The sequence below is a fragment of the Bradyrhizobium sp. SPXBL-04 genome (genome assembly GCF_051853035.1).
GTDB lineage: Bacteria > Pseudomonadota > Alphaproteobacteria > Rhizobiales > Xanthobacteraceae > Bradyrhizobium > Bradyrhizobium zhanjiangense.
Window position 1 is genome coordinate 7,250,390 of the sequence record NZ_CP182472.1, and the last position, 19,947, is coordinate 7,270,336.

General features: G+C 64.5%; 28 protein-coding genes. 16 read left to right on the forward strand and 12 right to left on the reverse strand.

Going from position 1 to position 19,947, the window contains the following annotated elements:
• Nucleotides 1-71 precede the first annotated feature (71 nt).
• Together ACNJX8_RS34610 and ACNJX8_RS34615 are read left to right on the forward strand one after the other, a co-directional pair.
• Complete coding sequence (locus ACNJX8_RS34610) at nucleotides 72-719, forward strand: glutathione S-transferase family protein (protein ID WP_439358350.1); 648 nt, start codon at nucleotides 72-74, stop codon at nucleotides 717-719.
• 239 nt (nucleotides 720-958) lie between these two features.
• A complete protein-coding gene (locus tag ACNJX8_RS34615) occupies nucleotides 959-1,654 on the forward strand; it encodes a glutathione S-transferase family protein (protein ID WP_439358351.1) in 696 nt (231 codons plus the stop codon).
• Nucleotides 1,655-1,759: 105 nt separating this feature from the next.
• Here ACNJX8_RS34615 and ACNJX8_RS34620 read toward each other — a convergent pair whose 3' ends face one another.
• Nucleotides 1,760-2,194 carry a hypothetical protein gene (locus ACNJX8_RS34620; protein ID WP_091879378.1) on the reverse strand — a complete coding sequence of 145 codons (435 nt, stop codon included), beginning with the start codon at nucleotides 2,192-2,194 and terminating at the stop codon, nucleotides 1,760-1,762.
• Nucleotides 2,195-2,652: 458 nt separating this feature from the next.
• On the opposite strand from ACNJX8_RS34620, the gene ACNJX8_RS34625 reads away from it, so the two are divergent.
• The 3 genes from ACNJX8_RS34625 to ACNJX8_RS34635 all read left to right on the forward strand — a co-directional run bounded on the left by ACNJX8_RS34625 (nucleotide 2,653) and on the right by ACNJX8_RS34635 (nucleotide 3,917).
• Nucleotides 2,653-3,036, forward strand: a complete 384-nt coding sequence (locus ACNJX8_RS34625; RefSeq protein ID WP_128945795.1) for a RidA family protein — start codon at nucleotides 2,653-2,655, stop codon at nucleotides 3,034-3,036.
• A gap of 155 nt (nucleotides 3,037-3,191) precedes the next feature.
• Entirely contained in the window at nucleotides 3,192-3,452 is a 261-nt protein-coding gene (locus ACNJX8_RS34630; protein WP_439358352.1) for a hypothetical protein, read from the forward strand.
• A gap of 213 nt (nucleotides 3,453-3,665) precedes the next feature.
• Nucleotides 3,666-3,917, forward strand: a complete 252-nt coding sequence (locus ACNJX8_RS34635) for a hypothetical protein (protein ID WP_091879390.1) — start codon at nucleotides 3,666-3,668, stop codon at nucleotides 3,915-3,917.
• A 191-nt stretch (nucleotides 3,918-4,108) separates the two neighbouring features.
• Here ACNJX8_RS34635 and ACNJX8_RS34640 read toward each other — a convergent pair whose 3' ends face one another.
• Entirely contained in the window at nucleotides 4,109-4,594 is a 486-nt protein-coding gene (locus ACNJX8_RS34640) for a J domain-containing protein (protein WP_128936089.1), read from the reverse strand.
• A gap of 111 nt (nucleotides 4,595-4,705) precedes the next feature.
• Here ACNJX8_RS34640 and ACNJX8_RS34645 point away from each other — a divergent pair, with 111 nt between their 5' ends.
• The 3 genes from ACNJX8_RS34645 to ACNJX8_RS34655 all read left to right on the forward strand — a co-directional run bounded on the left by ACNJX8_RS34645 (nucleotide 4,706) and on the right by ACNJX8_RS34655 (nucleotide 6,586).
• The gene (locus ACNJX8_RS34645) at nucleotides 4,706-5,473 is read left to right on the forward strand and encodes an SDR family NAD(P)-dependent oxidoreductase (protein ID WP_439358353.1); all 768 of its coding nucleotides are present in this window, start codon (nucleotides 4,706-4,708) and stop codon (nucleotides 5,471-5,473) included.
• Between the two features lie 240 nt (nucleotides 5,474-5,713).
• Nucleotides 5,714-5,962: a helix-turn-helix domain-containing protein gene (locus tag ACNJX8_RS34650; protein WP_439358354.1), complete on the forward strand. Its 249-nt coding sequence runs from the start codon at nucleotides 5,714-5,716 to the stop codon at nucleotides 5,960-5,962.
• Between the two features lie 108 nt (nucleotides 5,963-6,070).
• The gene (locus ACNJX8_RS34655; protein ID WP_439358355.1) at nucleotides 6,071-6,586 is read left to right on the forward strand and encodes a collagen-like protein; all 516 of its coding nucleotides are present in this window, start codon (nucleotides 6,071-6,073) and stop codon (nucleotides 6,584-6,586) included.
• A gap of 13 nt (nucleotides 6,587-6,599) precedes the next feature.
• On the opposite strand, the gene ACNJX8_RS34660 is transcribed toward ACNJX8_RS34655, so the two are convergent.
• The gene (locus ACNJX8_RS34660; protein WP_091880329.1) at nucleotides 6,600-6,812 is read right to left on the reverse strand and encodes a hypothetical protein; all 213 of its coding nucleotides are present in this window, start codon (nucleotides 6,810-6,812) and stop codon (nucleotides 6,600-6,602) included.
• 98 nt (nucleotides 6,813-6,910) lie between these two features.
• Nucleotides 6,911-7,177: a DUF2277 domain-containing protein gene (locus ACNJX8_RS34665; protein ID WP_091879404.1), complete on the reverse strand. Its 267-nt coding sequence runs from the start codon at nucleotides 7,175-7,177 to the stop codon at nucleotides 6,911-6,913.
• Between the two features lie 122 nt (nucleotides 7,178-7,299).
• Here ACNJX8_RS34665 and ACNJX8_RS34670 point away from each other — a divergent pair, with 122 nt between their 5' ends.
• The 3 genes from ACNJX8_RS34670 to ACNJX8_RS34680 all read left to right on the forward strand — a co-directional run bounded on the left by ACNJX8_RS34670 (nucleotide 7,300) and on the right by ACNJX8_RS34680 (nucleotide 9,546).
• Nucleotides 7,300-8,361, forward strand: a complete 1,062-nt coding sequence (locus ACNJX8_RS34670; RefSeq protein WP_439358356.1) for an alpha/beta fold hydrolase — start codon at nucleotides 7,300-7,302, stop codon at nucleotides 8,359-8,361.
• Between the two features lie 165 nt (nucleotides 8,362-8,526).
• Entirely contained in the window at nucleotides 8,527-8,871 is a 345-nt protein-coding gene (locus ACNJX8_RS34675; protein ID WP_128936094.1) for a hypothetical protein, read from the forward strand.
• Nucleotides 8,872-8,943: 72 nt separating this feature from the next.
• Nucleotides 8,944-9,546 carry an MSMEG_1061 family FMN-dependent PPOX-type flavoprotein gene (locus tag ACNJX8_RS34680; RefSeq protein ID WP_439358357.1) on the forward strand — a complete coding sequence of 201 codons (603 nt, stop codon included), beginning with the start codon at nucleotides 8,944-8,946 and terminating at the stop codon, nucleotides 9,544-9,546.
• Between the two features lie 178 nt (nucleotides 9,547-9,724).
• Here ACNJX8_RS34680 and bfr read toward each other — a convergent pair whose 3' ends face one another.
• From bfr to ACNJX8_RS34695, 3 genes are all read right to left on the reverse strand, one after another.
• On the reverse strand, nucleotides 9,725-10,213 hold the full coding sequence (gene bfr / locus ACNJX8_RS34685) for a bacterioferritin (RefSeq protein WP_091879416.1): 489 nt from the start codon (nucleotides 10,211-10,213) through the stop codon (nucleotides 9,725-9,727).
• Nucleotides 10,214-10,346: 133 nt separating this feature from the next.
• Nucleotides 10,347-10,619 carry a (2Fe-2S)-binding protein gene (locus ACNJX8_RS34690; protein ID WP_128937826.1) on the reverse strand — a complete coding sequence of 91 codons (273 nt, stop codon included), beginning with the start codon at nucleotides 10,617-10,619 and terminating at the stop codon, nucleotides 10,347-10,349.
• Between the two features lie 161 nt (nucleotides 10,620-10,780).
• Nucleotides 10,781-11,089, reverse strand: coding sequence for a hypothetical protein (locus ACNJX8_RS34695; protein ID WP_439358358.1), 309 nt, complete (start codon nucleotides 11,087-11,089; stop codon nucleotides 10,781-10,783).
• 131 nt (nucleotides 11,090-11,220) lie between these two features.
• Between ACNJX8_RS34695 and ACNJX8_RS34700 the strand changes: the two genes are divergently transcribed.
• Both ACNJX8_RS34700 and ACNJX8_RS34705 read left to right on the forward strand, forming a co-directional pair.
• The gene (locus ACNJX8_RS34700; protein ID WP_128945790.1) at nucleotides 11,221-11,544 is read left to right on the forward strand and encodes a hypothetical protein; all 324 of its coding nucleotides are present in this window, start codon (nucleotides 11,221-11,223) and stop codon (nucleotides 11,542-11,544) included.
• A gap of 213 nt (nucleotides 11,545-11,757) precedes the next feature.
• Nucleotides 11,758-12,039, forward strand: coding sequence for a hypothetical protein (locus ACNJX8_RS34705; RefSeq protein ID WP_091879425.1), 282 nt, complete (start codon nucleotides 11,758-11,760; stop codon nucleotides 12,037-12,039).
• Between the two features lie 89 nt (nucleotides 12,040-12,128).
• Here ACNJX8_RS34705 and ACNJX8_RS34710 read toward each other — a convergent pair whose 3' ends face one another.
• Nucleotides 12,129-13,355 (reverse strand): lytic murein transglycosylase, encoded by a 1,227-nt coding sequence (locus tag ACNJX8_RS34710; protein ID WP_439358359.1) that lies wholly within the window; start codon nucleotides 13,353-13,355, stop codon nucleotides 12,129-12,131.
• 7 nt (nucleotides 13,356-13,362) lie between these two features.
• Nucleotides 13,363-15,012: an energy-dependent translational throttle protein EttA gene (gene ettA, locus ACNJX8_RS34715; protein WP_439358360.1), complete on the reverse strand. Its 1,650-nt coding sequence runs from the start codon at nucleotides 15,010-15,012 to the stop codon at nucleotides 13,363-13,365.
• A gap of 233 nt (nucleotides 15,013-15,245) precedes the next feature.
• Here ettA and ACNJX8_RS34720 point away from each other — a divergent pair, with 233 nt between their 5' ends.
• Nucleotides 15,246-15,461: a hypothetical protein gene (locus tag ACNJX8_RS34720; RefSeq protein ID WP_128936099.1), complete on the forward strand. Its 216-nt coding sequence runs from the start codon at nucleotides 15,246-15,248 to the stop codon at nucleotides 15,459-15,461.
• A gap of 128 nt (nucleotides 15,462-15,589) precedes the next feature.
• Complete coding sequence (locus ACNJX8_RS34725) at nucleotides 15,590-16,552, forward strand: D-2-hydroxyacid dehydrogenase family protein (protein ID WP_439358361.1); 963 nt, start codon at nucleotides 15,590-15,592, stop codon at nucleotides 16,550-16,552.
• A gap of 88 nt (nucleotides 16,553-16,640) precedes the next feature.
• Here ACNJX8_RS34725 and ACNJX8_RS34730 read toward each other — a convergent pair whose 3' ends face one another.
• Nucleotides 16,641-17,855 (reverse strand): L,D-transpeptidase family protein, encoded by a 1,215-nt coding sequence (locus tag ACNJX8_RS34730; RefSeq protein WP_249761907.1) that lies wholly within the window; start codon nucleotides 17,853-17,855, stop codon nucleotides 16,641-16,643.
• Between the two features lie 199 nt (nucleotides 17,856-18,054).
• Nucleotides 18,055-18,177, reverse strand: coding sequence for a hypothetical protein (locus tag ACNJX8_RS34735; RefSeq protein WP_256477639.1), 123 nt, complete (start codon nucleotides 18,175-18,177; stop codon nucleotides 18,055-18,057).
• Nucleotides 18,178-18,220: 43 nt separating this feature from the next.
• Here ACNJX8_RS34735 and ACNJX8_RS34740 point away from each other — a divergent pair, with 43 nt between their 5' ends.
• Nucleotides 18,221-19,006: a hypothetical protein gene (locus ACNJX8_RS34740; RefSeq protein WP_439358362.1), complete on the forward strand. Its 786-nt coding sequence runs from the start codon at nucleotides 18,221-18,223 to the stop codon at nucleotides 19,004-19,006.
• A 64-nt stretch (nucleotides 19,007-19,070) separates the two neighbouring features.
• Here the strand turns inward: ACNJX8_RS34740 and sseA are convergent, their stop codons facing one another.
• On the reverse strand, nucleotides 19,071-19,928 hold the full coding sequence (gene sseA / locus ACNJX8_RS34745) for a 3-mercaptopyruvate sulfurtransferase (RefSeq protein ID WP_439358363.1): 858 nt from the start codon (nucleotides 19,926-19,928) through the stop codon (nucleotides 19,071-19,073).
• Nucleotides 19,929-19,947 lie beyond the last annotated feature (19 nt).

Here is a 19,947-nt window from a genome sequence, read left to right on the forward strand (position 1 = left end):
TCTATGAAGTACCCTGTCGGAATCCGCCCCACCCGTTCGTCCTCTGGATACATCACGCCCGGAGCGCCCCGATGCCCACCATCACCGCCTTCGAAAACTCGCCCGACCGCGGCCGCGGGCAGGCCCGAGACATGCGGGTCCGCTGGGCGCTGGAGGAAGTCGGCCAGCCCTACGACGTCCGCCTCCTCTCGTTCGAGCAGATGAAGCAGCCGGCGCACCGCGCACTGCATCCGTTCGGGCAGATCCCGACCTTTGAGGACGGCGATCTCGCCTTGTTCGAGTCCGGCGCGATCGTGCTCCATATCGCCGAACATCATGCCGGACTGCTGCCAGTCGAGCCGAATGCGAGGAGCCGCGCGATCGCGTGGATGTTCGCCGCGCTCAGCACGCTGGAGCCGCCGATCATCGAGCTCGCGATGGCGATGCTGTTCGAGCGCGACAAGAGCTGGTACGCGGAGCGCCTGCCCATGATTCAAGATCGCGTCCGTATCAGGCTCGGCGAACTGTCCCGCCACCTCGGCGAGGCCGACTGGCTCGATGGCGCGTTCAGCGCCGGCGATCTCATGATGGTGACGGTGCTGCGGAGGTTGAACACGTCGGGCCTGCTGGGTGAATATCCTGAAATCGCCGCCTATGTCGCCCGCGGTGAGGCGCGGCCGGCTTTCAAGCGGGCGTTCGATGCGCAGCTGGCAGTGTTCAACGCGGCGTCGCGTTCGTAGGGGGCGCCGCTCCGCGTTCAGCCGTCGTCCTGGCGAAAGCCACGACCCATTACCCCAGCGCAAAGTTGGCGGAGACTGGTGGTCCGGTACTGCGACTGTTCGCAACCGATAGATTCCGCGGTATGGGTCCTGGCTTTCGCCAGGACGACAGCGCGGGTTTGACAAATCCCGTCCACCCATTGCGTCCACCACGGCGCCCCTGCATGCTGGCCTCCGCCAACACAGAGGAGCCGCCGCCCATGCTGACCCTCTACTCCTACCCAGAGCTGTTCGGCGTCGCCGACAACAACGGCTACGGCCTCAAGGTCTATGCCTTCCTTAAGCTCGCGGGCGTGCCGTTCGTGCACGAGCACGTCTTCGATGCCTCCGCCGCGCCGCGCGGGCAGCTGCCTTACATCGTCGACGACGGCGAGACCATCGGCGACAGCGAGACCATCATCGCGCATGCGATCGCGAAATATCTCCTCACCATCGATGCCTTGCTCTCACCGGAACAGCGGCGCACCAATCATCTCGTCACGCGCATGCTGGACGATCTCTACTGGGTGATGTCGTATTCGCGCTGGAAAGACGAGCGATTCTATCCGGCGTTCCGCGATGCCTTCATCGCGCAGCATCCGCAGATCGACGCGGCCGGCTTCGAGAAGGCCAAGGCCTACAACGCGCAGCGCTATCATTTCCAGGGCATCGGCCGCTACACGCCCGAGCAGGCTTACGCGCGGGGGCTTGCCGATCTCAAGGTGCTGGCCGAGATCGTGCCGGCTGCCGGCTACATGCATGGCGCGGCGCCCACCAGCATCGATGCCGGCATCTACGGCTTCATCGCCAACATCCACTACTTTCCGATCCCGACGCCGCTGAAGGCCTTCGTCGATGCGCACGCAAACCTCGTCGCGCATTGCGAGCGGATTCATGCGGCGGTGAGCAGGACGTAGTCTATTCCGTCATTGCGAGCGCAGCGAAGCAATCCAGAATCTGGCCGCGGGGACGGACTGGATTGCTTCGCTTCGCTCGCAATGACGGCGTTGAAGCGGCGTGCCCTACCGCATCGTGATCGCAAGCCCGCTGAGATCCGCATTCGCCATCAACCCGACCTGCCGGCCGGTCAATTCCAGCACGGCGCCCTTCTGGTTGGTCAGCACGATGGCGCGGGCGCCGGCGCCGACGGCAAGGCCGGCACCGGCGGCGCCGTAGACGCCGGCGACATCCGAGGGGCGATTGATGTTGGAGACGCGGCCGCGCAGCACGGTTTTCGAGCCGCCGAACACGAGGCCGTAGTCGAGCCCGCCCGTGGAGAGCCCATAGGTGCGGCCGCGGAAATTGAGCACGCCGCTCCCGCCCGAGCCGCCGATGATCCAGCCCGCCTTGTAGATCGTCAGCGTCACGAAACCGCTGTCGGCCCGTGCCGCCGTCGAGAGGCCGGCCAGAGCGGCGATGGCGACCAGCGCGGCGCGGAAGGTGGATGCGAGCTTCATGGGGATCTCCGGGGGCTATTTTTCAAGGCAGGAATCGAATCAGACGCGACAAATCTATCCGATCGATCGCGGCGGCAACATGATTGCGGCGCGTGAGGCGTAAGGCACCAGGCGTGAGGCGTGAAATGCGGCAACGCATTCAACTGTCATCGCCCGCGCAGGCGGGCGATCCAGTATTCCGAGACGGTTGTGGCTGAACCGAGAGGCCGCGGCGTACTGGATGCCCCGCCTGCGCGGGGCATGACGACGGAGTTTGGAGCAGCAAGCCGGCACTGCGCCATGATGCAATTCTGCCAGTGTTTTGCCCGACGAGTCAACTTTTATTTCGGACTTTTCGAAAACGCTGATAAGCTTGGCCTTTTCTACTGTGCATGGGGTTGTTTTCGCATTTTTTGTTTTGAGCGCCCCTCGCCTGCCGCTACGCTCATGCGTCTATCGACCGTCCCCGAGGTGATCCCATGCCGATCCAGCATTTCGCGCCCCCGCCGCATGTCAAGGCGCCGCCGCTGTCTTTTGCCACCCGCGTTGGCGATCTCCTGTTCGTCTCCGGCATTCCCGGCTTCGACGCCAATGGCGCGCTGCCCGATGGGTTCGAGGCGCAGTTCGCCAACGTCGTCGTCAACATCAAGCGGGTGCTGGTCGATGCGGGCGCAAGCATGCACGACCTCGTCAAGGTCAACGTGCTCCTGACCCGCGCCTCGGACGTGGCCGCCATGAACGCGCTCTATGCCGGCGCCTTCGGCCCGCCGCCCTACCCCGCGCGCACGACTTGCGTGGTGCATGCGCTGCCCGATCCGAAGATGCTGATCGAGATCGAGGCGGTGGCGTCGCTTTCGAAGTGAGCAACGCTTAAGCACGTGTGACTTGTCGGGCACGCGGCCAAACCAAATGCGCGGCAGCAACTGACATGTCCGTGAACGGCCGCTCCCCGGCTTGCAAAGACCCTGCTTTTCCCGCACGAATTTTCGGATCCCACTTCCCCACAAGGAGATATTTCATGCGTCGCGCGCTCGCGCTCTGTGCCGTTGCCGGCATCGCTTCGTCCGTGTTCGCCGTGCCCGCCTCGGCGAAGGTCGGCTATTACGTGATCCGCTGGGACAACACCGGCATCTGCCAGGTCTGGAACGAGGATCTGCAGTACAAGCCGTTCCAGTGGGGGGTGTCGACCTACAAGGTCGTCAGCAAGCCGCTCCCGACTTTCCAGGAGGCGTCGGACCTCCAGATCAAGATGCGGTCGGAGCGCCGCTGCACGCTCTGAGCTGACGCAACGGATCGAATTTGAAGGGCGGGTCGCGCGAGCGATCCGCCCTTTTCGTTTTGCACGCGCATTTTCCCGCGCGCCCGCTTTGAACCTGACCGGCCGGCGGAACTACTCACATCTTGTCCGGGGCGCAGGCCCAAAAGCGTCCCGCGCCGGCCTTCCCATCATTGTCGGGAGGCGCATCCCACCTTTCATTTTGAGGAGCTGATCATGCGTCGTATTTCCGTGCTCTGCGCTGCCGTCGGTCTTGCCGTCACCGCGTTCGTCGCTGCGAGCCCTGCCGAAGCCAGCTATCACCTGATCCGCTGGCAGGACACCGGCTTCTGCCAGATCTGGGACGAGAGCATCCCGACCACGCCGTGGCCATCCGACTACTCCCGCGTCAGTGCGACCGTGCCGACCTTCGGCGATGCGCTGATGTTGAAGGATCAGGCGCTCATGAACGGCCACTGCACCTGGTAACAATTCGATCGGCGGACGAAGAGCCGGGCAAGGACCTCGCGTCCTTGCCCGCGCTTTTTTTCGAGCTGCGTGAACAGAGATCGTAGGGCGGGCAAAGCGGAAGCGTGCCCACCGATTCCATCCGTGAAGAAAATGGTGGGCACGGCGCTTTGCGCCTTTTGCCCACCCCTACGAGATATCGCCAGGCGCTCTCACGCGTCCTTGTGCGCGCCGGGATGGATCAGGATGTCGCGCGCGGCGGCGAGGTCGATGAAGGCTTGCGCGCTGCCGCCATGGTCGGGATGCATGCCCTTGGCGGCGCGGCGATAGGCCTGATTGATATCCTCGCACGTGAGCTGCACAGCGAGCGGCAGGCCGAGCACCTTGCGGGCGCGATCCTCGCTCGACAGCTTCTTCGGCATGGCATTGCGGCGACCGAAGCGCGGCGCGGTCAGATCATGAATGACCTCGAGCACCACGCTGATGCGGCGCTGGGCTGCCAGCGCGACGCTGTGATCGTCATTGTCGACGGCCTGGCGCAGCACCGGTAGCGCCTGCTCCGCCGCCTGGCGCAGCGTGACGTCAGTGCTCATCCGCGCGATCTCGGCCACGAGCCGGCCGGCCTCGGCCCAATCGGCAGATTGCGCCGACCGCAGGCGTTCGAGTGCGAGTTTCCAGGATTCAAGCCGTTCCATCATGCGCGCAACGTTTAGCAATGAAGATCAGTATGCCAAGGCCGCCGTTTCCGACCCCTTAATTTCGAGTTAGCTTTTCGTGAAACTTCGAAACGAAAACGGGAGGAAACTGTCATGGCATTGCTCGCAAACCACATCGCCGTCGTCACCGGCGCCGGTTCCGGCATCGGCCGGGCGATCGCAGCCGGCTATGCGCGGGAAGGCGCGCGAGTGGTGCTGCTCGACGTCAATGCCGACACGGTGGCGGAGGCCGCCCAGGAGATCCGCAAGGCTGGCGGCAAGGCCGAGAGCTTTGCGCTGGACGTGACCAGGCGTGACGATTGCTTCGCACTGGCAAAGCAAGTCGCGGACAAGGTCGGGCAGGTCTCGATCCTCGTCAACAATGCCGGCATCACCCGCCGCAACGCCTTCACCGCCGAGACCGAGACGGTGGCGAAGGACTGGAACGACATCATCTCGCTCAACCTCAACGGCGTCTTCAACATGACGCAGGCGTTCCTCACGCCCCTGCGCGCAAGCAAGGGGCGCATCGTCAATATCGGCTCGATCCAGTCCTTCGTGCATCTGCGCACGCCGAGCTCGGCGGCCTATACGACCTCGAAGCACGGCGTGCTCGGCTTCACCAAGGCGCTCGCGGTCGAGCTCGGCAAGGAAGGCGTACGCGTCAATGCGATCGGGCCCGGCTTCATCGAGACCAACATCAACGCCAATGTGCGCGCGACCAATCCGGCGCTGGTGCAGGCCTTCGTCGATCACACTCCGCTGGCGCGCACCGGCAAGCCCGAGGACATCGTCGGCCCCGCGATCTTCCTGGCCTCGGATCTGTCGGCCTATGTCACCGGAACAATCGTGATGGTGGACGGCGGATATCGGACGGTGTGAGCGGGCGCGGAAGCTCTTACCACTGGCTCAGTGTCATCGTCCGCGCAGGCGGACGATCCAGTATCCCAGGGGCGCGCCAATCGCGGCGGCTTCGCGGCATTCCTGAGGTCAATTGGTGCGATCGCCCGCGGTTAACTTTTCATTAACCAAACCGGACCACCGTAGATTCACGGCTTGGGGGTCGTTTGTTCTCGATCCGCTTCCAACGGTGGAAGCGGGCGTTGATCGGGGAGTGTATTGATGACCACTGTTCACGTCGCTACGTCCGAGCCGGGCGCACAATTCCTTGCACCGAACCAGATCGTTCCGCTGCTGATCGGCGCCACCGTCGACGAGGTCGAGCGCGAGCTCGTGCTTCAGACGCTGGCGCGCTGCGACGGTAACCGCACGCGCGCCTCGCGCGTGCTCGGCCTGTCGGTGCGCACGCTGCGCAACAAGATCCGGCTCTATGCCGCCTCCGGAATCGAAGTGCCCGCCTATCAGGATTAGCGCGCGGTGCCGATCGATGTTGAGCGATCCCGTGCGATGGGCGGGCGGAATTGCTGCTGTCGTCAAACGCCGCTAAGTAGCTTGCTTCCGTGAAAGGGGAGCAGTGGCGTGGCGGACGATCAGGGACGACGGCAGGGACCTCAGGGACCGCGCGGGCGGCAGGGCGAACCGGGACGGCCGGGACCGCAGGGTCATCCGGGCCGGCGCGGCCCCGATGGCGCGCGCGGCAAGCCGGGTCCACAAGGCAAGCCGGGACCGATCGGAAAGGCCGGACCGCCAGGCAAGCCCGGTCCGCAAGGTAAGCAAGGCGAAGCCGGTCCGCGCGGACCGGCCGGCGCGCAGGGGCCTGTCGGACCGCAGGGGCCCGCAGGGCCGCAAGGCCCGCGTGGCGAGGCCGGGCCGCCCGGTCAATTGCCGTCGATCGAACAGGTGCTGCCATGGCTCGAGCAGCTGTTCGACGCCTGGGATGAACGGCGCCGCCAGCGCGAGCGTGAAGCCGCCGAGCGCGAGGCGCTGGAGGCCGCCGTGCAGGAGACTGACCAACCGATCGCCGATGATGGGAGCGACGAAGGCGACGATCTCAGGAAGAAGAAGAAAAAGAAGAAGCGCGGCAACAAGGGCTAGCTAGCAGACGAGCCTATTCCTCGTTTTCGCGTCGCGGGAGCATGCCCATGCGCTCGAACTGCCAACGCATGGCCCGATACCAGAGATAGCCGACCGCGGCGCCGCACAGGGCGAGGATGATCGTGTTCACGCTCGAGAAGGAGCCGCTCCACCACATCATCCAAGCGGTCCACAGTACCGTGAGGGTGACGGCACCTGCTTTCAAGGGAAGAAGGGGGCGGCTCATGATCATGCTCCGGGTTATCAAAACCCCGGCGGACATCATCGCGCAGTAAGTGGGCCCTCTTCCGTGAGCCAGATCACGGAGTGGGCTCTCTGGGATCGCTAACCGAACCGCAGCCGCGAGCGCTCCTTGGCCTTTTCCGCCTCAACCTCGCGGTCGCGCGCCGGCGCATGGGTGTGCAGCGAGCTCAACAGCCGGCGTGCGGCCTCCGACACCTCCGCCACTGCGCGCTCGAACACCTCCTCATTGGCCTGTGACGGCTTGTTGAAGCCGGACAGCTTTCGCACGAACTGGAGCGCGCTGGCGTGGATCTCGTCCTCCGTCGCCGGTGGTTCGAAGTTGAACAGCGTCTTGATGTTACGGCACATGCAGTCTCTCCGGATATGTCCAAGGACGATCGGCGGCGACGAAATCCTACATCCTTCCCCGCACTTCTGTTAAGTTCCGCGGCAACGCGGCCGCCGAATACGAGCCGCACGGGGAGAGGAACATGAGAACTTCTTGCGCGGCCTTATCGGCCGTTCTGCTATCCATCTCGACGTCGATATGGGCAGCCGACTATCCGGCGCCAAAGCAGGGCGACTGGATCGCTAAGGATTTCAAGTTCCACACCGGCGAGACCATGCCCGAACTGCGGCTGCACTACACCACCGTCGGCGAGCCGAGCGGCCAGGCTGTGCTGGTGCTGCACGGAACAGGCGGCTCGGGCGCGAGCATGCTGTCGCCTGCTTTTGCCGGCGAGCTGTTCGGCGCCGGGCAACCACTCGACGCCTCCAAATATTACATCATCATTCCCGACAGTATCGGCCATGGCAAATCGTCAAAACCGTCCGACGGCATGAAGACGAGCTTCCCGAAATACGACTACGACGACATGGTCGAGGCGCAATATCGCCTGGTGACGGAAGGCCTCGGCGTCAAGCATCTGCGGCTCGTCATCGGCAATTCGATGGGCGGCATGCACACTTGGCTGTGGGGCGAGAAATATCCGAAAGCAATGGACGCGCTGATCCCGATGGCCTCGCAGCCAACCGAGATGGCCTCGCGCAACTGGATGCTGCGGCGGATCATGCTCGACACCATCCGCAACGATCCCGACTACAATGGCGGCAATTACACCAGCCAGCCGCGCATGATGAAATACGCCATCACGGCCTATGGCATCGCCAGCATCGGCGGCACGCTGGCCTATCAATCGCAGGCGCCGACGGCAGCGAAGGCCGACAAGATCGTCGACGATCGGCTCGCGACGCCGATCACGGCCGATGCCAACGACTTCGTCTATCAGTGGGAATCCTCGCACGACTACAATGCCGGCGAGAAGCTGGAGCAGATCGAAGCGTCGCTGTTGCTGATCAATTCCGCCGATGACGAGCGCAATCCGCCCGAGACCGGCATCACGGACGCTGCAATGAAGCGGGTCAAGAACGGCCGCCTCTTCCTGATCCCCGCAAGCGCCGAGACGCGCGGCCACGGCACCACCGGCAATGCGAAATTCTACAGCGAGCAGATTCGGCAATTGCTGAAGACCGCGCCGCAGCGGACCATGTAGGAGCACCACGCGCGCCATCTCGCAACGCATCATATGCAGCGCTCGACGCCGCATATTATTTGAGCATGCATTGCGCTGACGGCTCGGGCTTAATCGCGCCAACGAAACGAATCGATGCGCGGGACAATCGCGCGCCATTGGTACACACGCGATGAGGAGGATCGCATGCACAGGCTCGCACTGTGCGTTTGGCTGGCCGCGCTGACGAGCGCCGCGCTCGCGTTCGATAACGGGCAATATGACCACGTCTCGCCCGACATCCGCGCCTGGTTCAAGAGCGTGATCGCGCCGAACGGCGTGCCCTGCTGCGACATTTCCGATGGCCATCGCACCGAATACGACGTACGCGGCGGCGCCTATTGGGTGCCGATCGAAGGACAATGGATGGAGGTGCCCGAGCGCGCCATCATCCGCGACCGCGGCAATCCGGTCGGTCAGGCCGTGGTGTGGTACGTCCACCACCGCGGCGCCATCATCATCAGCTGCTTCGTGCCGGCCGATGCGGTGTAGCGCGCTGGATTTCGTTGGCTGCAGGCGCCCGATCGGTTAGCTTGAGGCCAAGCCGAAAGCGGAGGCACGCCGTTGACCGATCTTAGCGCCGAAGACCTCGCCACCATCTATGCCAAACCGTCGCCGCGCGTCATTGCGAAAGCGCGCCCGGCGATCGATGCCCATGCGAAGAAATTCATCGAGATGTCGCCGTTCTGCGTGCTCGCGACATCGGGAGTGGACGGCAGCGTCGACGCATCGCCGCGCGGCGGCGGCATCGGCTTCGTCCACGTGGCCGGTCCCAACCAGCTATTGATGCCTGACCGCTCCGGCAACAACCGGATCGACAGTTTTCGCAACGTCGTCGAAGGCTCGGGCTTCGTGCATCTGCTGTTCTTCGTGCCAGGGATCGACGAGACACTGCGCGTCGGCGGACGCGGCACGCTGTCGGCCGATCCGGATCTGCTCGCCGCGATGGTGGAATTCAGCAAGCCGCCGCGCGCGATGCTGAATGTCGCCGTCAGCGAGGTCTATTTCCATTGCGGCAAGGCGCTGATGCGCTCAAGGCTATGGTCGTCGGAGAAGGTGCAGCGCTCGGTGATGCCGAGCATCATCGAGGTTATTCACGACCAGACGGGCTTGGGTGAACCGCAGAGCCAGGAGAGCGTGGAAGAACTCTACAAGACGCAGTTGTAGGCGGTGCGACAACCACAGTGTCGTCCCGGACAAGCGCAGCGCAGATCCGGAATCCATAGCCACAGGGAGTGGTTTGGCGAAGACTCGGAGTTACCAGTTGCGCCTACGACCACTTCTTGTGGTTATGGGTCCCGGCGTTCGCCGGGACGACAAGGGAGTATGCGGCCAGTGCCAGGGCTCAGTGTCCCTCGCCTTCGAGACCGCCGACGTGCTTCTGGGTGTAGAGCTCGAGGCCGATACGGCCGATCAGGTCAAGCTGGGTTTCGAGGAAGTCGATGTGGTGCTCCTCGTCGCTCATCAGCTTCTCGAACAGGTCACGCGTGACGTAGTCCTTGGCGCCATGGCAGTAGGTCGCCGCTTCCTGGTAGAGCGCCCGCGCGCTCATCTCGGCGGCGAGGTCGCATTCGATGATCTCTTTGACGTTCTGGCCGATGCGCAGGGGATCGAGCACCTGCATGTTCGGGAAGCCATCGAGGAACAGGATGCGCGCGGTGAGCTTGTCGGCGTGCTCCATCTCCTCAATGGACTCCTTGCGCCAGACCTTGGCCATGTCCAGGAGGCCCCAGTTATCGAGGAAACGGTAGTGCAGCCAGTACTGGTTGATCGCAGTCAGCTCGTGACGCAGCGCCTTGTTGAGATAGTCGATGACTTTTGGGTCGGCCTGCATGGTTCACTCCAGCTCTTGCAATCAAAATCGGCCCCAAACCGAATTTAGAATGCTTCTAAATGAATTTGCGGACGACGGCAACCGGCTGGGGGGACGCAGCCGGGGGAAAGCTCAGCCAGCGTTGAGGAAGTTTTCAGCAGGCCGCGAGCGCGAACTGGGCCGGTTCGGCCGTCTCGTCGTTGGCGGCCACGGCGTGGCTGTGCGGACAGCCGGCACAGCAGGATTGGGCGCAGGGGCCAAGCGCTTCGTCGATGATGGTCTTGATGGTCCGGGCACAGCGGCCGCATTCGGCGCTACAACCGAGACATCCATAAACCTGCTTGGCATGGCGCACGGCGTCGTCGGACTCGGCGACGGCGGCGCGGATGTCGTCATCGCTCAGCACGTTACAGGAACAAACGATCATGGAAGCGGCAGGCCCTTCGGTGATGCACCATCATCGATATTTAAGGGGCCGGCCGGATGCAAAAGGAAAAACCGGTATTTGAAGCTATTCCAAACTGGCCCGCAAACAACCTAGAACGACTCTAAAATAGAGCGTTGCGCTGGATCAAGATTGCGGCGGACCTAGTCGCCACCACCGCCTCCCCCGCCATCACCGCCGCCACCGCAATCCCCGCCGCTGCTGCCGCTATCGCTGCTGGAACAGCTGCCGCCATCAGTCGAACTCCCCGAACTGTCACTGGAAAACCAGCTTCCCAGCGAGAAGCCATCGCTCGTCCCCGAATAGCTGTCGCCGCCGCTACTCCCTCCGTCGTTGCCGGCCGCGGCGCGGGAGCGCCGACCGCGGTTCTGGAGGTGTGTGATCCAGCCGTAGCCAATCGCGAAAACGATCCCGGCAGCAATCAATGCATTGACCATCGCGTTGCCCATCATCGTCTCCCGAGTGCAGCTGCGGTCCGTACCAATCTGTCGTACTCGGCAAGGGTGCCGTTCATTGATCATTCAAGCGAAGTATGGAACTCTGCTGCCAAAGAGTTCCCGCGTGATTGCGTGAAAGGTCAACAATGAAGAAGTCGCTCCTGGCAATTGCTGCCATCGTCACTCTGGCCCTGACGGCCGGAACACCGGCCCATGCGCAGCGCGGCGTCGCTGCAGGCGTGGCGGCCGGGATCATCGGCGGCGCCATTGTCGGTGGCGCGCTGGCTTCTCCGTATTATTACGGACCCGGCCCCGGCTATTACGAACCCGGCTACTATCCGCCCCGCTATTACGCCCCTGGCCCGGGCTATGTTGTCGACGACTATTACGGCGGCGGCTGCGTCTGGCAGAAGCAGCGCTTCTGGGACGGCTACGCCTGGCGCGTCCGCCGCGTCAGAGTCTGCGGCTGAGTCGCCCCTGAAACCGGTTCACTACGGATGCGCCGTTCATCTCTGGGCCTGAAAAAGACCGCTTTTTCTCGTCACAGCTCCGTGTGCGTTTACCGTGGATTGACCATTTGCGCGCTTGCTAGCCCAACGGCCAATTCCATCAGAGTGTGCGTGAACCTTTGAAACCCGGGCACCTCTAACAAGGGGAGCCCATCTCCCAGGAGAGCCCTGAGCATGAAAAAGACTTTAGTTGCCGCCCTCACGGTTGCGACGGTCGCCGGTTCGCTGGTGACCGCCACTCCGCCCGCCAAAGCCGGTGACGGCGTCGGCGCCGGCATCGCAGCCGGCCTGATCGGCGGCGCGATCGTCGGCGGCGCCATCGCGTCGAGCCGCCCCGCCTATGGCGGCCCCGTTTACGTGGCCGAGCCCCCGCCGCCGGCGCCCTGCTACTGGCGTCGTGAGCGGTATTGGGACGGCTACGGCTGGGTCAGCCGGCCGGTTCGCGTCTGCTACTGATCTGATCGTTACGCGCGCATGCGCGCCGCGATCGAAGCCCGGCCGAGCATCTCGGCCGGGCTTTTTCTTTTGGCCGAAGTCGAGAACAGTTATCGCGCAGCCTGGATCGAGCGCAGCACCTCTTCACTCGGCCAGCAATCAACCTTGAGGCCCGCCGACTTCTGATAGGCACCGAGCGCGGCGCGGGTCTGCATGCCCGCCTTGCCGTCGATCTTGTCCTTGTAAAGTCCGACGCGCGTGAGCCCACGCTGCATGGTCTCGACGTCTTTCGTGCGCAACTGCTTCGAAGCCGACCAGGGCGTTGCGAACGGCAGCGGACTCATCATGCGGTCGCTGAGATGGCCGACGAACAGCACGTAAAGATCGGAGAAATTGTACTCCTTGATGACGAAGTAGTTCTTCGTGGTCAGGAACGACGGCCCGTAGATGCCCTCCGGCTGCAGCAGCGAAGCGGGCTGCGCCTGTTCGGCGGCGCTGAGCTTCTGCCCACGCACCGGCACAAAACCCTCGCGCAGCCACTGGCCGATTGGCTTCGTCACCTCGGGCACACCGGCGGTGCAATCGACCCTGGCCGGTGCCTGCACCTCGTAGGCCCAGCGCACGCCGCTTTGCCAGCCCTTGTTGACGAGCTGCTGCGCAGCGGACGCCAGCGCATCCGGCACCGAATGCCAGATGTCAATGCGACCGTCGCCGTCGAAGTCGACGCCGTGCTTGTAATATTCGGAAGGCAGGAATTGCGTGAGACCAGTCGCGCCGGCCCAGGACGAGCGCATGTCCTTGCGCGTGACCACACCCTCGCCGAGGATCTTGAGCGCGAGGATGAACTCGTTGCGGTACTGATCCTTGCGGCGTCCGACATAGGCCTGCGTCGCCAACACGCGGACGAGATCGTAAGGCAGCGTGTAGCGGCCATAGTCTGTCTCGCGGCCCCAGATCGCGAGCATGACGGTCGCAGGTACACCTGAGCGCCTCTCGATCTCGGTCAGCGCGATGCGATATTTTTGCAGCAGTCGCTGCCCCTCGCCTGCAAGCCGCGCGATCGAGCCTTCCTTGACGTAGTCGGCGGGCACCTGCACGAACTCGGCCTGCGACGGTGCGCCGGTCGCGGGCCGCCCCGGCAGGATCAGATCGGGCAGCTTGTAGTCCGGCTCGAGCCCGCGCGTCTGTTCGTCGAACGTCGCGCGCGACACGCCTTCGGCCTGCGCCTCCGGCCAGAGCGAGGCGATGAACTGCGTGAACGCGGCGTCAGCGGCGCGGGCGGGCGATAGGGCACAGGTGATCGCGATCACCGCGGCGATGAGCGCCCGCCACATCATGCCGAAATCACCGCGTCAGCTTCTTGTACTTCACGCGGTGCGGAATGATGCTGTCCTGGCCGAGACGGCGCATCTTGTCCTTCTCGTAATCCTGGAAGTTGCCCTCGAACCATTCGACGTGGCTGTCGCCTTCGAAGGCCAGAATGTGGGTCGCGATGCGGTCGAGGAACCAGCGATCGTGGCTGATGATGACGGCGCAGCCGGCAAAATCCTCCAGCGCCTCTTCCAGAGCACGCAGCGTGTCGACGTCGAGGTCGTTGGTCGGTTCGTCGAGCAGCAGCACATTGGCGCCGGACTTCAGCATCTTGGCGAGATGGACGCGGTTGCGTTCACCACCGGAGAGCGCACCGACCTTCTTCTGCTGGTCGGCGCCCTTGAAGTTGAACGAGGAGCAATAGCCGCGCGAATTGACTTCCTTCTTGCCGAGCAGGATCAGCTCGTTGCCGCCGGAGATCTCCTCCCAGACGGTCTTCTTGCCGTCGAGCGCGTCGCGCGATTGGTCGACATAGCCGAGATGCACGGTCTCACCGACCGTGATCGTGCCCTTGTCCGGCGTTTCCTGCTCGGTGATCATCTTGAACAGCGTGGTCTTGCCGGCGCCGTTGGCACCGATCACGCCGACGATGCCGCCGGGCGGCAGCTTGAAGGTGAGATCGTCGATCAAGAGGCGATCGCCATAGCCTTTGCTGAGGCCTTCGAAATCGACCACGTTGGCGCCGAGGCGCTCGGCGACCGGGATGATGATCTGCGCGGTCTGGGTCTGCTTCTCGTTCGCCTGCTTGAGCAGCTCCTCATAGCGCTGGTAGCGCGCCTTTGATTTGGCCTGGCGTGCCTTTGGCGAGGACGCCACCCATTCCTGCTCGCGGGCCAGCGTTTTCTGGTGCGCGGCTTCTTCGCGGCCTTCCTGCTCCAGGCGCTTCTGCTTCTGCACCAGCCAGGACGAATAGTTGCCCTCGTAGGGAATGCCGCGGCCGCGATCGAGCTCGAGGATCCAGCCCGTGACATTGTCGAGGAAGTAGCGGTCGTGGGTGACGATCAGGATCGCACCGGGATAGTTGCGCAAATGGCCTTCGAGCCAGGATACCGATTCTGCGTCGAGATGGTTGGTCGGCTCGTCCAGCAGCAAGAGCTCGGGCTGGTCAAGCAGCAGGCGGCACAGCGCGACGCGGCGGCGCTCACCGCCCGAGAGTTTCGTCACGTCGGCATCGTCGGGCGGGCAGCGCAGTGCGTCCATGGCCTGGTCGACCTTGCTGTCGAGATCCCAGAGGCCCTGCGCCTCGATCTCGTCCTGCAGCTTGGTCATCTCGTCGGCAGTCTCGTCCGAGTAGTTGACGGCGAGCTCGTTGTAGCGGTCGAGGATCGCCTTCTGCTTGGCGACGCCCTGCATGACGTTCTCGCGCACGGAAAGCTTGGGATCGAGATGCGGCTCCTGCTCGAGATAACCGACGCGGGCGCCTTCGGCGACCCAGGCCTCTCCGGTGTATTCCTTGTCGAGGCCGGCCATGATCTTGAGCAGGGTCGACTTGCCCGAGCCGTTGACGCCGAGCACGCCGATCTTGGCGTCCGGATAGAAGCTCAAATGGATGTTATCGAGCACCTTCCGGGTCGGGTAGCTCTTGGTCAGGCCCTGCATGAAATAGATGAACTGGCGCGCCATCGGTCCCGTGAAACCTTCGATTTGAGGAAATTTGCTTGCCGCCGATGTAGCGATCCCGCCCCCAAAGGGCAATGTTTTCCGTCCGTTCACCACGGATGAATACGGTTCGGACACCATCCGGACTCAGATCCCGACAATTGAAACCATCTTTTAATAAATCAGGCCAAAGCTCGGTTTCGCGCGGAAACAGCGCCACCCGCTCAGAACGAACGGGAGCACAGCGAGGCCACATCATGGCTCTGATCGAGACCAACTCTTTTCATGTTCCGGCAGAAGCCGGCCGCGTCTCCGGATTCGTCTCCGAGATCCAGAGCTTCTGGAAACGCTTCTTCGCCACCGCCTTCAACCCGTACCGGCCCGAATTGCACTACATGCGCGGCCCCGGCCCGGCCTGGCGCGCCAAGCACGGCATGGATGCACCGTTCCGCCTGAAGCCCCGCGACCTCTGAGCCCGCCCCTATCGGATTTTTGAAGACGCAGGCTGCTTGCGCGCGAGGCTGATTGCGCGCAACCATGGCCCGGTTCCGACGAGGGCGCCCCCGCTCGCGCCATCACCTCTCGCCATGGATGAACGCTGATGACGCGCCTGCGCTGTGCAATTCTCGACGACTATTTCAACCTCGCCCTCGACGTCGCCGACTGGCCAAAGCTCTCCGACCGCATCGACGTCACCGTGTTCAGCCACCCATTTGCTTCCGAGCAGGCCGCGGCGAGCGCGCTGGCCGATTTCGAGATCATCTGCGCGATGCGCGAGCGCACGGCATTCCCCAAGGGCCTGTTCGACAAGCTGCCGAAGCTGAAGCTGCTGCTTACGTCTGGCATGCGCAACGCCTCCATCGACATGGACGCTGCGAAGGCGCGTGGCGTCGCCATCGGCGGCACGCAATATTCGCGCGATCCCACCGCGTCGCTCACCATGGGCCTGATCCTGGAGCTGACCCGCGGCATCGGCCGCGAGAATGCGCGCATGCATGCCGGCGAGCCCTGGCAGACCTTTGCCGGCGTCGAGATCGAGGGACTGACGCTCGGCATCATCGGGCTCGGCAAGCTCGGCAGCAAGATGGCGGGGATTGCCAAGGCATTCGGCATGAACGTGATCGCCTGGAGCCCGAACCTCACGCCGGAGAAGTGCAAGGAGGTCGGCGTCGGCTACGCCAGCAAGGAGGAGCTGTTCGCCAAGGCCGACATCGTCACCATCCATGTGGTGCTGAGCGAGCGCTCGCGCGGGCTGGTCGGCCGCGCCGATCTCGCGCGGATGAAGCCGACCGCCTTCCTCGTCAACACCGCGCGCGGACCGATCGTGGACGAGCAGGCGCTGCTCGAAACGTTGCAGCAGAGGAGGATCGCAGGTGCAGGCCTGGATGTGTTCTCGATCGAGCCGCTGCCGGTCGATCATCCTTTCCGCAAGCTCGACAATCTCGTGCTGACGCCGCATCTCGGCTACGCCACCGCGGACGGCTTGCGCATCCATTACGGCCAGATGGTCGAGGCAATTGACGCCTTTACCAAAGGCAGCGAGCTGCCGCGGAAGCTGGCCTGAAACGACACTGGCCTGAAACGACAATGGCCTGAAACGACAATGGGCGTGCCAAGGCACGCCCATTGCAATTCGAATGCTCGCGAAGCGCTTAGCGCACGGTGACCGGCGCGGGCAACGGCGGCACCACCGTCGGCTGCGTGCCCGGGACCGGGCCAGCCTGGGCGGCCATCGGGGCTGGACCAGCAGCACCGGGCGCAGCAGCTCCCGGTGTCGGCGCGGCGGAGGCGGTCGCCGTTCCCGGCTGCGGGCCGCCCGGCAGCACTACCACGCGGGTGCCGACCTTGACGCGGTCGAACAGGTCGGAGACGTCCTCGTTCAACATGCCGATACAGCCGGAGGAGACGAACTTGCCGATCGTCGAGGGCTGGTTGGTGCCGTGGATGCGGTAGACGGTCGAGCCGAGATACATCGCGCGAGCGCCGAGCGGATTGCCGGGGCCGCCGGCCATGAAGCGCGGCAGATAGGGCTGACGCTCGATCATCTCGGTCGGCGGATGCCAGTCCGGCCACTCGGCCTTGCGGGTGATCTTCTGTACGCCGGTCCAGGTGAAGCCGTCGCGGCCGACGCGGACGCCGTAGCGGATCGCACGGCCGTTGCCGAGCACGTAATAGAGGTAGGTATTGGGCGTATCGACCACGAGCGTGCCGGCCGGCTCCTTGGTCTGGAACGCGACTTCCTGGCGGCGCAGGTTCGGCGGCAACTGCGCCGGCGCAGCATCAGGCTGCTCCTCTGGCGGCAGCGACGCGACCGTCATCGGCCGGCCGTCTGCGCCGACGGGCGGCTGCCCGGCCTGGACCGTACCGGTCGCGGCGGGACCACCGACGGCCTCCGGCGGACGCAGGCCGTCATTGGCCGGTGCCTGGCCCTGAGCCGGACGATCGGCATAGATCACCGGGGGCGGACCGGCGGGCCGGCCGTAGCGGGGATCGTCGGGCGACATCACGGGGCCTTGCGGCGCCGCGGCCGAATAGGCCGGAGCGCCAGCCGGACGGCCATAACGCGGATCATCCGGTGACATCACCGGCCCCTGCGGCGGGGCCGCCGAATAGACCGGAGGCGCGCCGGCCGGGCGGCCGTAGCGCGGATCATCCGCCGGGCCGGGCGCCGGCAGCGAGGTCTGGGGCATCGCGTCGTCGTCTTCGTCCAGCGCATCGAAATTCGGCGTGCGGTCGCCTGGGCGATATTCAGCCGGGGCGCCATAGCTCGGCGCCTGCTGGACCGGATAGCTCTGAGCCTGCGCGAGCGAGGTTCCCGCCGCAGCGACTGTCGCGGCAGCGCATATCGTCAGAAAATGTTTGATCATCATCGCTCTTGTATAGTCCCCAAGCCCGACCGGACCGTTAACGGCCAGATGACCGAAGATAGCGGCACATTCAAGACATATCAGGCCTATTTGCGCCGGATTTGCCGATTTGTGATCCGCAAGACTACCGTTGCCCCATTGCATCACGGGGCAGAAATCGCATCGCGCCGTCAATTGCCGGAGTCCTCGGGCCCGAATTTTAGGGAACGGCGGAGAGGCGTTGCGATATGGTCGAATCAGCCTGATTCGTCACCGCTTTGAGCTCCGATCCCGGCGTGGCGAACGCGGCAATCAGTACCGTCACCGCGTTCAGATGGCTCATGGGCCCTGGCCCCAACCCGGGGCGGAAATTCGTAACCCGACCGATGCTTCCCGGCTTTCGCTTCCTGTTTGCCGCGATCCTGCTGTCAACCTCCATCCTGGTGTTCGGCCTAGGCGCCGCCGCGCTGCTCCGGGCGAGCCACGAGCAGTATGTCAGCAACCCCGCCTGGCGGAACGGCCCGCAGGAGCAGGTGTTTGCGCAGGCTCCCGAGCCGGCTCAGCCGGTGCTCGCGGTATTACAGCCGGAGCCGGAAGTGACCGCCGAGCCCACGCCGTCGCTGCGTGACCAGATACCGACCATCGGCTTGCCGGCGAACGGGCCCGAGCAAGCCGCCACGCCGACGACCGAGACCGACGTTCAGCCTCAGGTCACTGAAGCCGTGCCTGAAGCCCAGGCTCCGACCACCGAACCGGCCACACCCGAGCCGACGACGGAAGCCGCAGCGCCAACGGCCACCGACACGCTCACCCCGGCCGACACCACGGCATCGATTCCCGAGACGCAGCCTACTGCTGCCGCGACCGCCAGCGAACCGGCGCCGGCTGATTCCAGTGTTGCCCCTGATTCCAGTGTTGCCCTGGCCTCCTCGGCGCTCGATGCCGCTTCGGCGAAGCTGGCCGCGCTGAACGATCCGGCGGCGACGAAGGACACACCGACGAAAGCCAAGGCGGACATCAAGGCGGACAGCAAGGCGACCAAGCGCAAGGCGAAGGCCAAGAAACGGCACCGCGTGGTGCAGCGTCCGCCGCCTCAGCAATTGCAGCAACAGCTCAATCCGTTCGGACAGCAGCAGCCGGCCTTCGCCACAACGACCGCACGCACGCGCTGACGCTCCTTCTTCGCCTCTCCCCGCAAGCGGGGCGAGGGAGTGAACCGTCGCTGCGGCGACGAGGTTACGCCGGCCCGGTTGCGATCGGCGGGCCGCCGGCCTGGCCCCATTCCGACCACGAGCCGTCATAGAGCGCGGTGTCGGTGATGCCGAGGCGATAGAGCGCGAGCGTCAGCACGCCGGCCGAGACGCCCGAGCCGCAACTCGTCACGATCGGCACGTCTAACTTGACGCCGGCGCCGGTGAAGGCGGCGCGGAGATCGTCGAGCGGCTTCATCGTGCCGGTCGCGGCATCGAACAGGAGATTGTAGGGCACGTTGCGGGCGCCGGGGATGTGGCCGGAGCGGATGCCCGGCCGCGGCTCCGGCGCGCGGCCCTCGAAACGATCGGCGGCGCGTGCGTCGATTACCTGCTCGGCGTGGCTTGCGACGTTGGCGATCAGCTGCTGCATGCTGCGCACGCGTTTTGAATCGTAGCTCGCCTTGAACGTCGCGGGCTTCGGCTTCACCTCGCCGCTCTCGACGGGGCGGCCCTCAGCGCGCCACTTCTTCAGGCCGCCATTGAGGATGCGCACGTTGCCGTGACCATAGGACAGGAACATCCACCATGCACGCGGCGCCGCGACCCAGCCGCCGGCATCGTAGATCACGACCGTGTCGGCATTGGAAATGCCGAGATTGCCAATGTCGCGGCCGAACTGCTCGGCGCTCGGAAACATGTGCGGCAACGGATTGGAATGATCCGACACCGCATCGACGTCGAAGAACACGGCGCCGGGCAGATGCGCGGCGAGATAGTCGTCCTTCGGCAGCGGCAGCACGCCGGGGAGCTTGAAGCTGGCGTCGAGCACCTTGACGTTGGCCTCGCCAATATGCGCTGCGAGCCATTCGGTAGAGACGAGGGGGTCGGTGGGGGTGGTCATGCGATGTCTTCCTTGTCAT

What these genes read in the sequence shown, in the direction of transcription:
- ACNJX8_RS34695 (WP_439358358.1), bottom strand. Translation starts at nt 11,089, where the DNA reads ATGATGGGCAACGCGATGGTCAATGCATTGATTGCTGCCGGGATCGTT.
- ACNJX8_RS34670 (WP_439358356.1), top strand. Translation starts at nt 7,300, where the DNA reads ATGAGAACTTCTTGCGCGGCCTTATCGGCCGTTCTGCTATCCATCTCG.
- ACNJX8_RS34730 (WP_249761907.1), bottom strand. Translation starts at nt 17,855, where the DNA reads ATGATCAAACATTTTCTGACGATATGCGCTGCCGCGACAGTCGCTGCG.
- ACNJX8_RS34615 (WP_439358351.1), top strand. Translation starts at nt 959, where the DNA reads ATGCTGACCCTCTACTCCTACCCAGAGCTGTTCGGCGTCGCCGACAAC.
- ACNJX8_RS34720 (WP_128936099.1), top strand. Translation starts at nt 15,246, where the DNA reads ATGGCTCTGATCGAGACCAACTCTTTTCATGTTCCGGCAGAAGCCGGC.
- ACNJX8_RS34650 (WP_439358354.1), top strand. Translation starts at nt 5,714, where the DNA reads ATGACCACTGTTCACGTCGCTACGTCCGAGCCGGGCGCACAATTCCTT.
- bfr (WP_091879416.1), bottom strand. Translation starts at nt 10,213, where the DNA reads ATGCAGGCCGACCCAAAAGTCATCGACTATCTCAACAAGGCGCTGCGT.
- ACNJX8_RS34635 (WP_091879390.1), top strand. Translation starts at nt 3,666, where the DNA reads ATGCGTCGTATTTCCGTGCTCTGCGCTGCCGTCGGTCTTGCCGTCACC.
- ACNJX8_RS34725 (WP_439358361.1), top strand. Translation starts at nt 15,590, where the DNA reads ATGACGCGCCTGCGCTGTGCAATTCTCGACGACTATTTCAACCTCGCC.
- ACNJX8_RS34620 (WP_091879378.1), bottom strand. Translation starts at nt 2,194, where the DNA reads ATGAAGCTCGCATCCACCTTCCGCGCCGCGCTGGTCGCCATCGCCGCT.
- ACNJX8_RS34705 (WP_091879425.1), top strand. Translation starts at nt 11,758, where the DNA reads ATGAAAAAGACTTTAGTTGCCGCCCTCACGGTTGCGACGGTCGCCGGT.
- ACNJX8_RS34660 (WP_091880329.1), bottom strand. Translation starts at nt 6,812, where the DNA reads ATGAGCCGCCCCCTTCTTCCCTTGAAAGCAGGTGCCGTCACCCTCACG.
- ACNJX8_RS34640 (WP_128936089.1), bottom strand. Translation starts at nt 4,594, where the DNA reads ATGATGGAACGGCTTGAATCCTGGAAACTCGCACTCGAACGCCTGCGG.
- ACNJX8_RS34625 (WP_128945795.1), top strand. Translation starts at nt 2,653, where the DNA reads ATGCCGATCCAGCATTTCGCGCCCCCGCCGCATGTCAAGGCGCCGCCG.
- ettA (WP_439358360.1), bottom strand. Translation starts at nt 15,012, where the DNA reads ATGGCGCGCCAGTTCATCTATTTCATGCAGGGCCTGACCAAGAGCTAC.
- ACNJX8_RS34630 (WP_439358352.1), top strand. Translation starts at nt 3,192, where the DNA reads ATGCGTCGCGCGCTCGCGCTCTGTGCCGTTGCCGGCATCGCTTCGTCC.
- ACNJX8_RS34735 (WP_256477639.1), bottom strand. Translation starts at nt 18,177, where the DNA reads ATGAGCCATCTGAACGCGGTGACGGTACTGATTGCCGCGTTCGCCACG.
- ACNJX8_RS34710 (WP_439358359.1), bottom strand. Translation starts at nt 13,355, where the DNA reads ATGATGTGGCGGGCGCTCATCGCCGCGGTGATCGCGATCACCTGTGCC.
- ACNJX8_RS34700 (WP_128945790.1), top strand. Translation starts at nt 11,221, where the DNA reads ATGAAGAAGTCGCTCCTGGCAATTGCTGCCATCGTCACTCTGGCCCTG.
- ACNJX8_RS34610 (WP_439358350.1), top strand. Translation starts at nt 72, where the DNA reads ATGCCCACCATCACCGCCTTCGAAAACTCGCCCGACCGCGGCCGCGGG.
- ACNJX8_RS34675 (WP_128936094.1), top strand. Translation starts at nt 8,527, where the DNA reads ATGCACAGGCTCGCACTGTGCGTTTGGCTGGCCGCGCTGACGAGCGCC.
- ACNJX8_RS34740 (WP_439358362.1), top strand. Translation starts at nt 18,221, where the DNA reads ATGCTTCCCGGCTTTCGCTTCCTGTTTGCCGCGATCCTGCTGTCAACC.
- ACNJX8_RS34645 (WP_439358353.1), top strand. Translation starts at nt 4,706, where the DNA reads ATGGCATTGCTCGCAAACCACATCGCCGTCGTCACCGGCGCCGGTTCC.
- sseA (WP_439358363.1), bottom strand. Translation starts at nt 19,928, where the DNA reads ATGACCACCCCCACCGACCCCCTCGTCTCTACCGAATGGCTCGCAGCG.
- ACNJX8_RS34665 (WP_091879404.1), bottom strand. Translation starts at nt 7,177, where the DNA reads ATGTGCCGTAACATCAAGACGCTGTTCAACTTCGAACCACCGGCGACG.
- ACNJX8_RS34690 (WP_128937826.1), bottom strand. Translation starts at nt 10,619, where the DNA reads ATGATCGTTTGTTCCTGTAACGTGCTGAGCGATGACGACATCCGCGCC.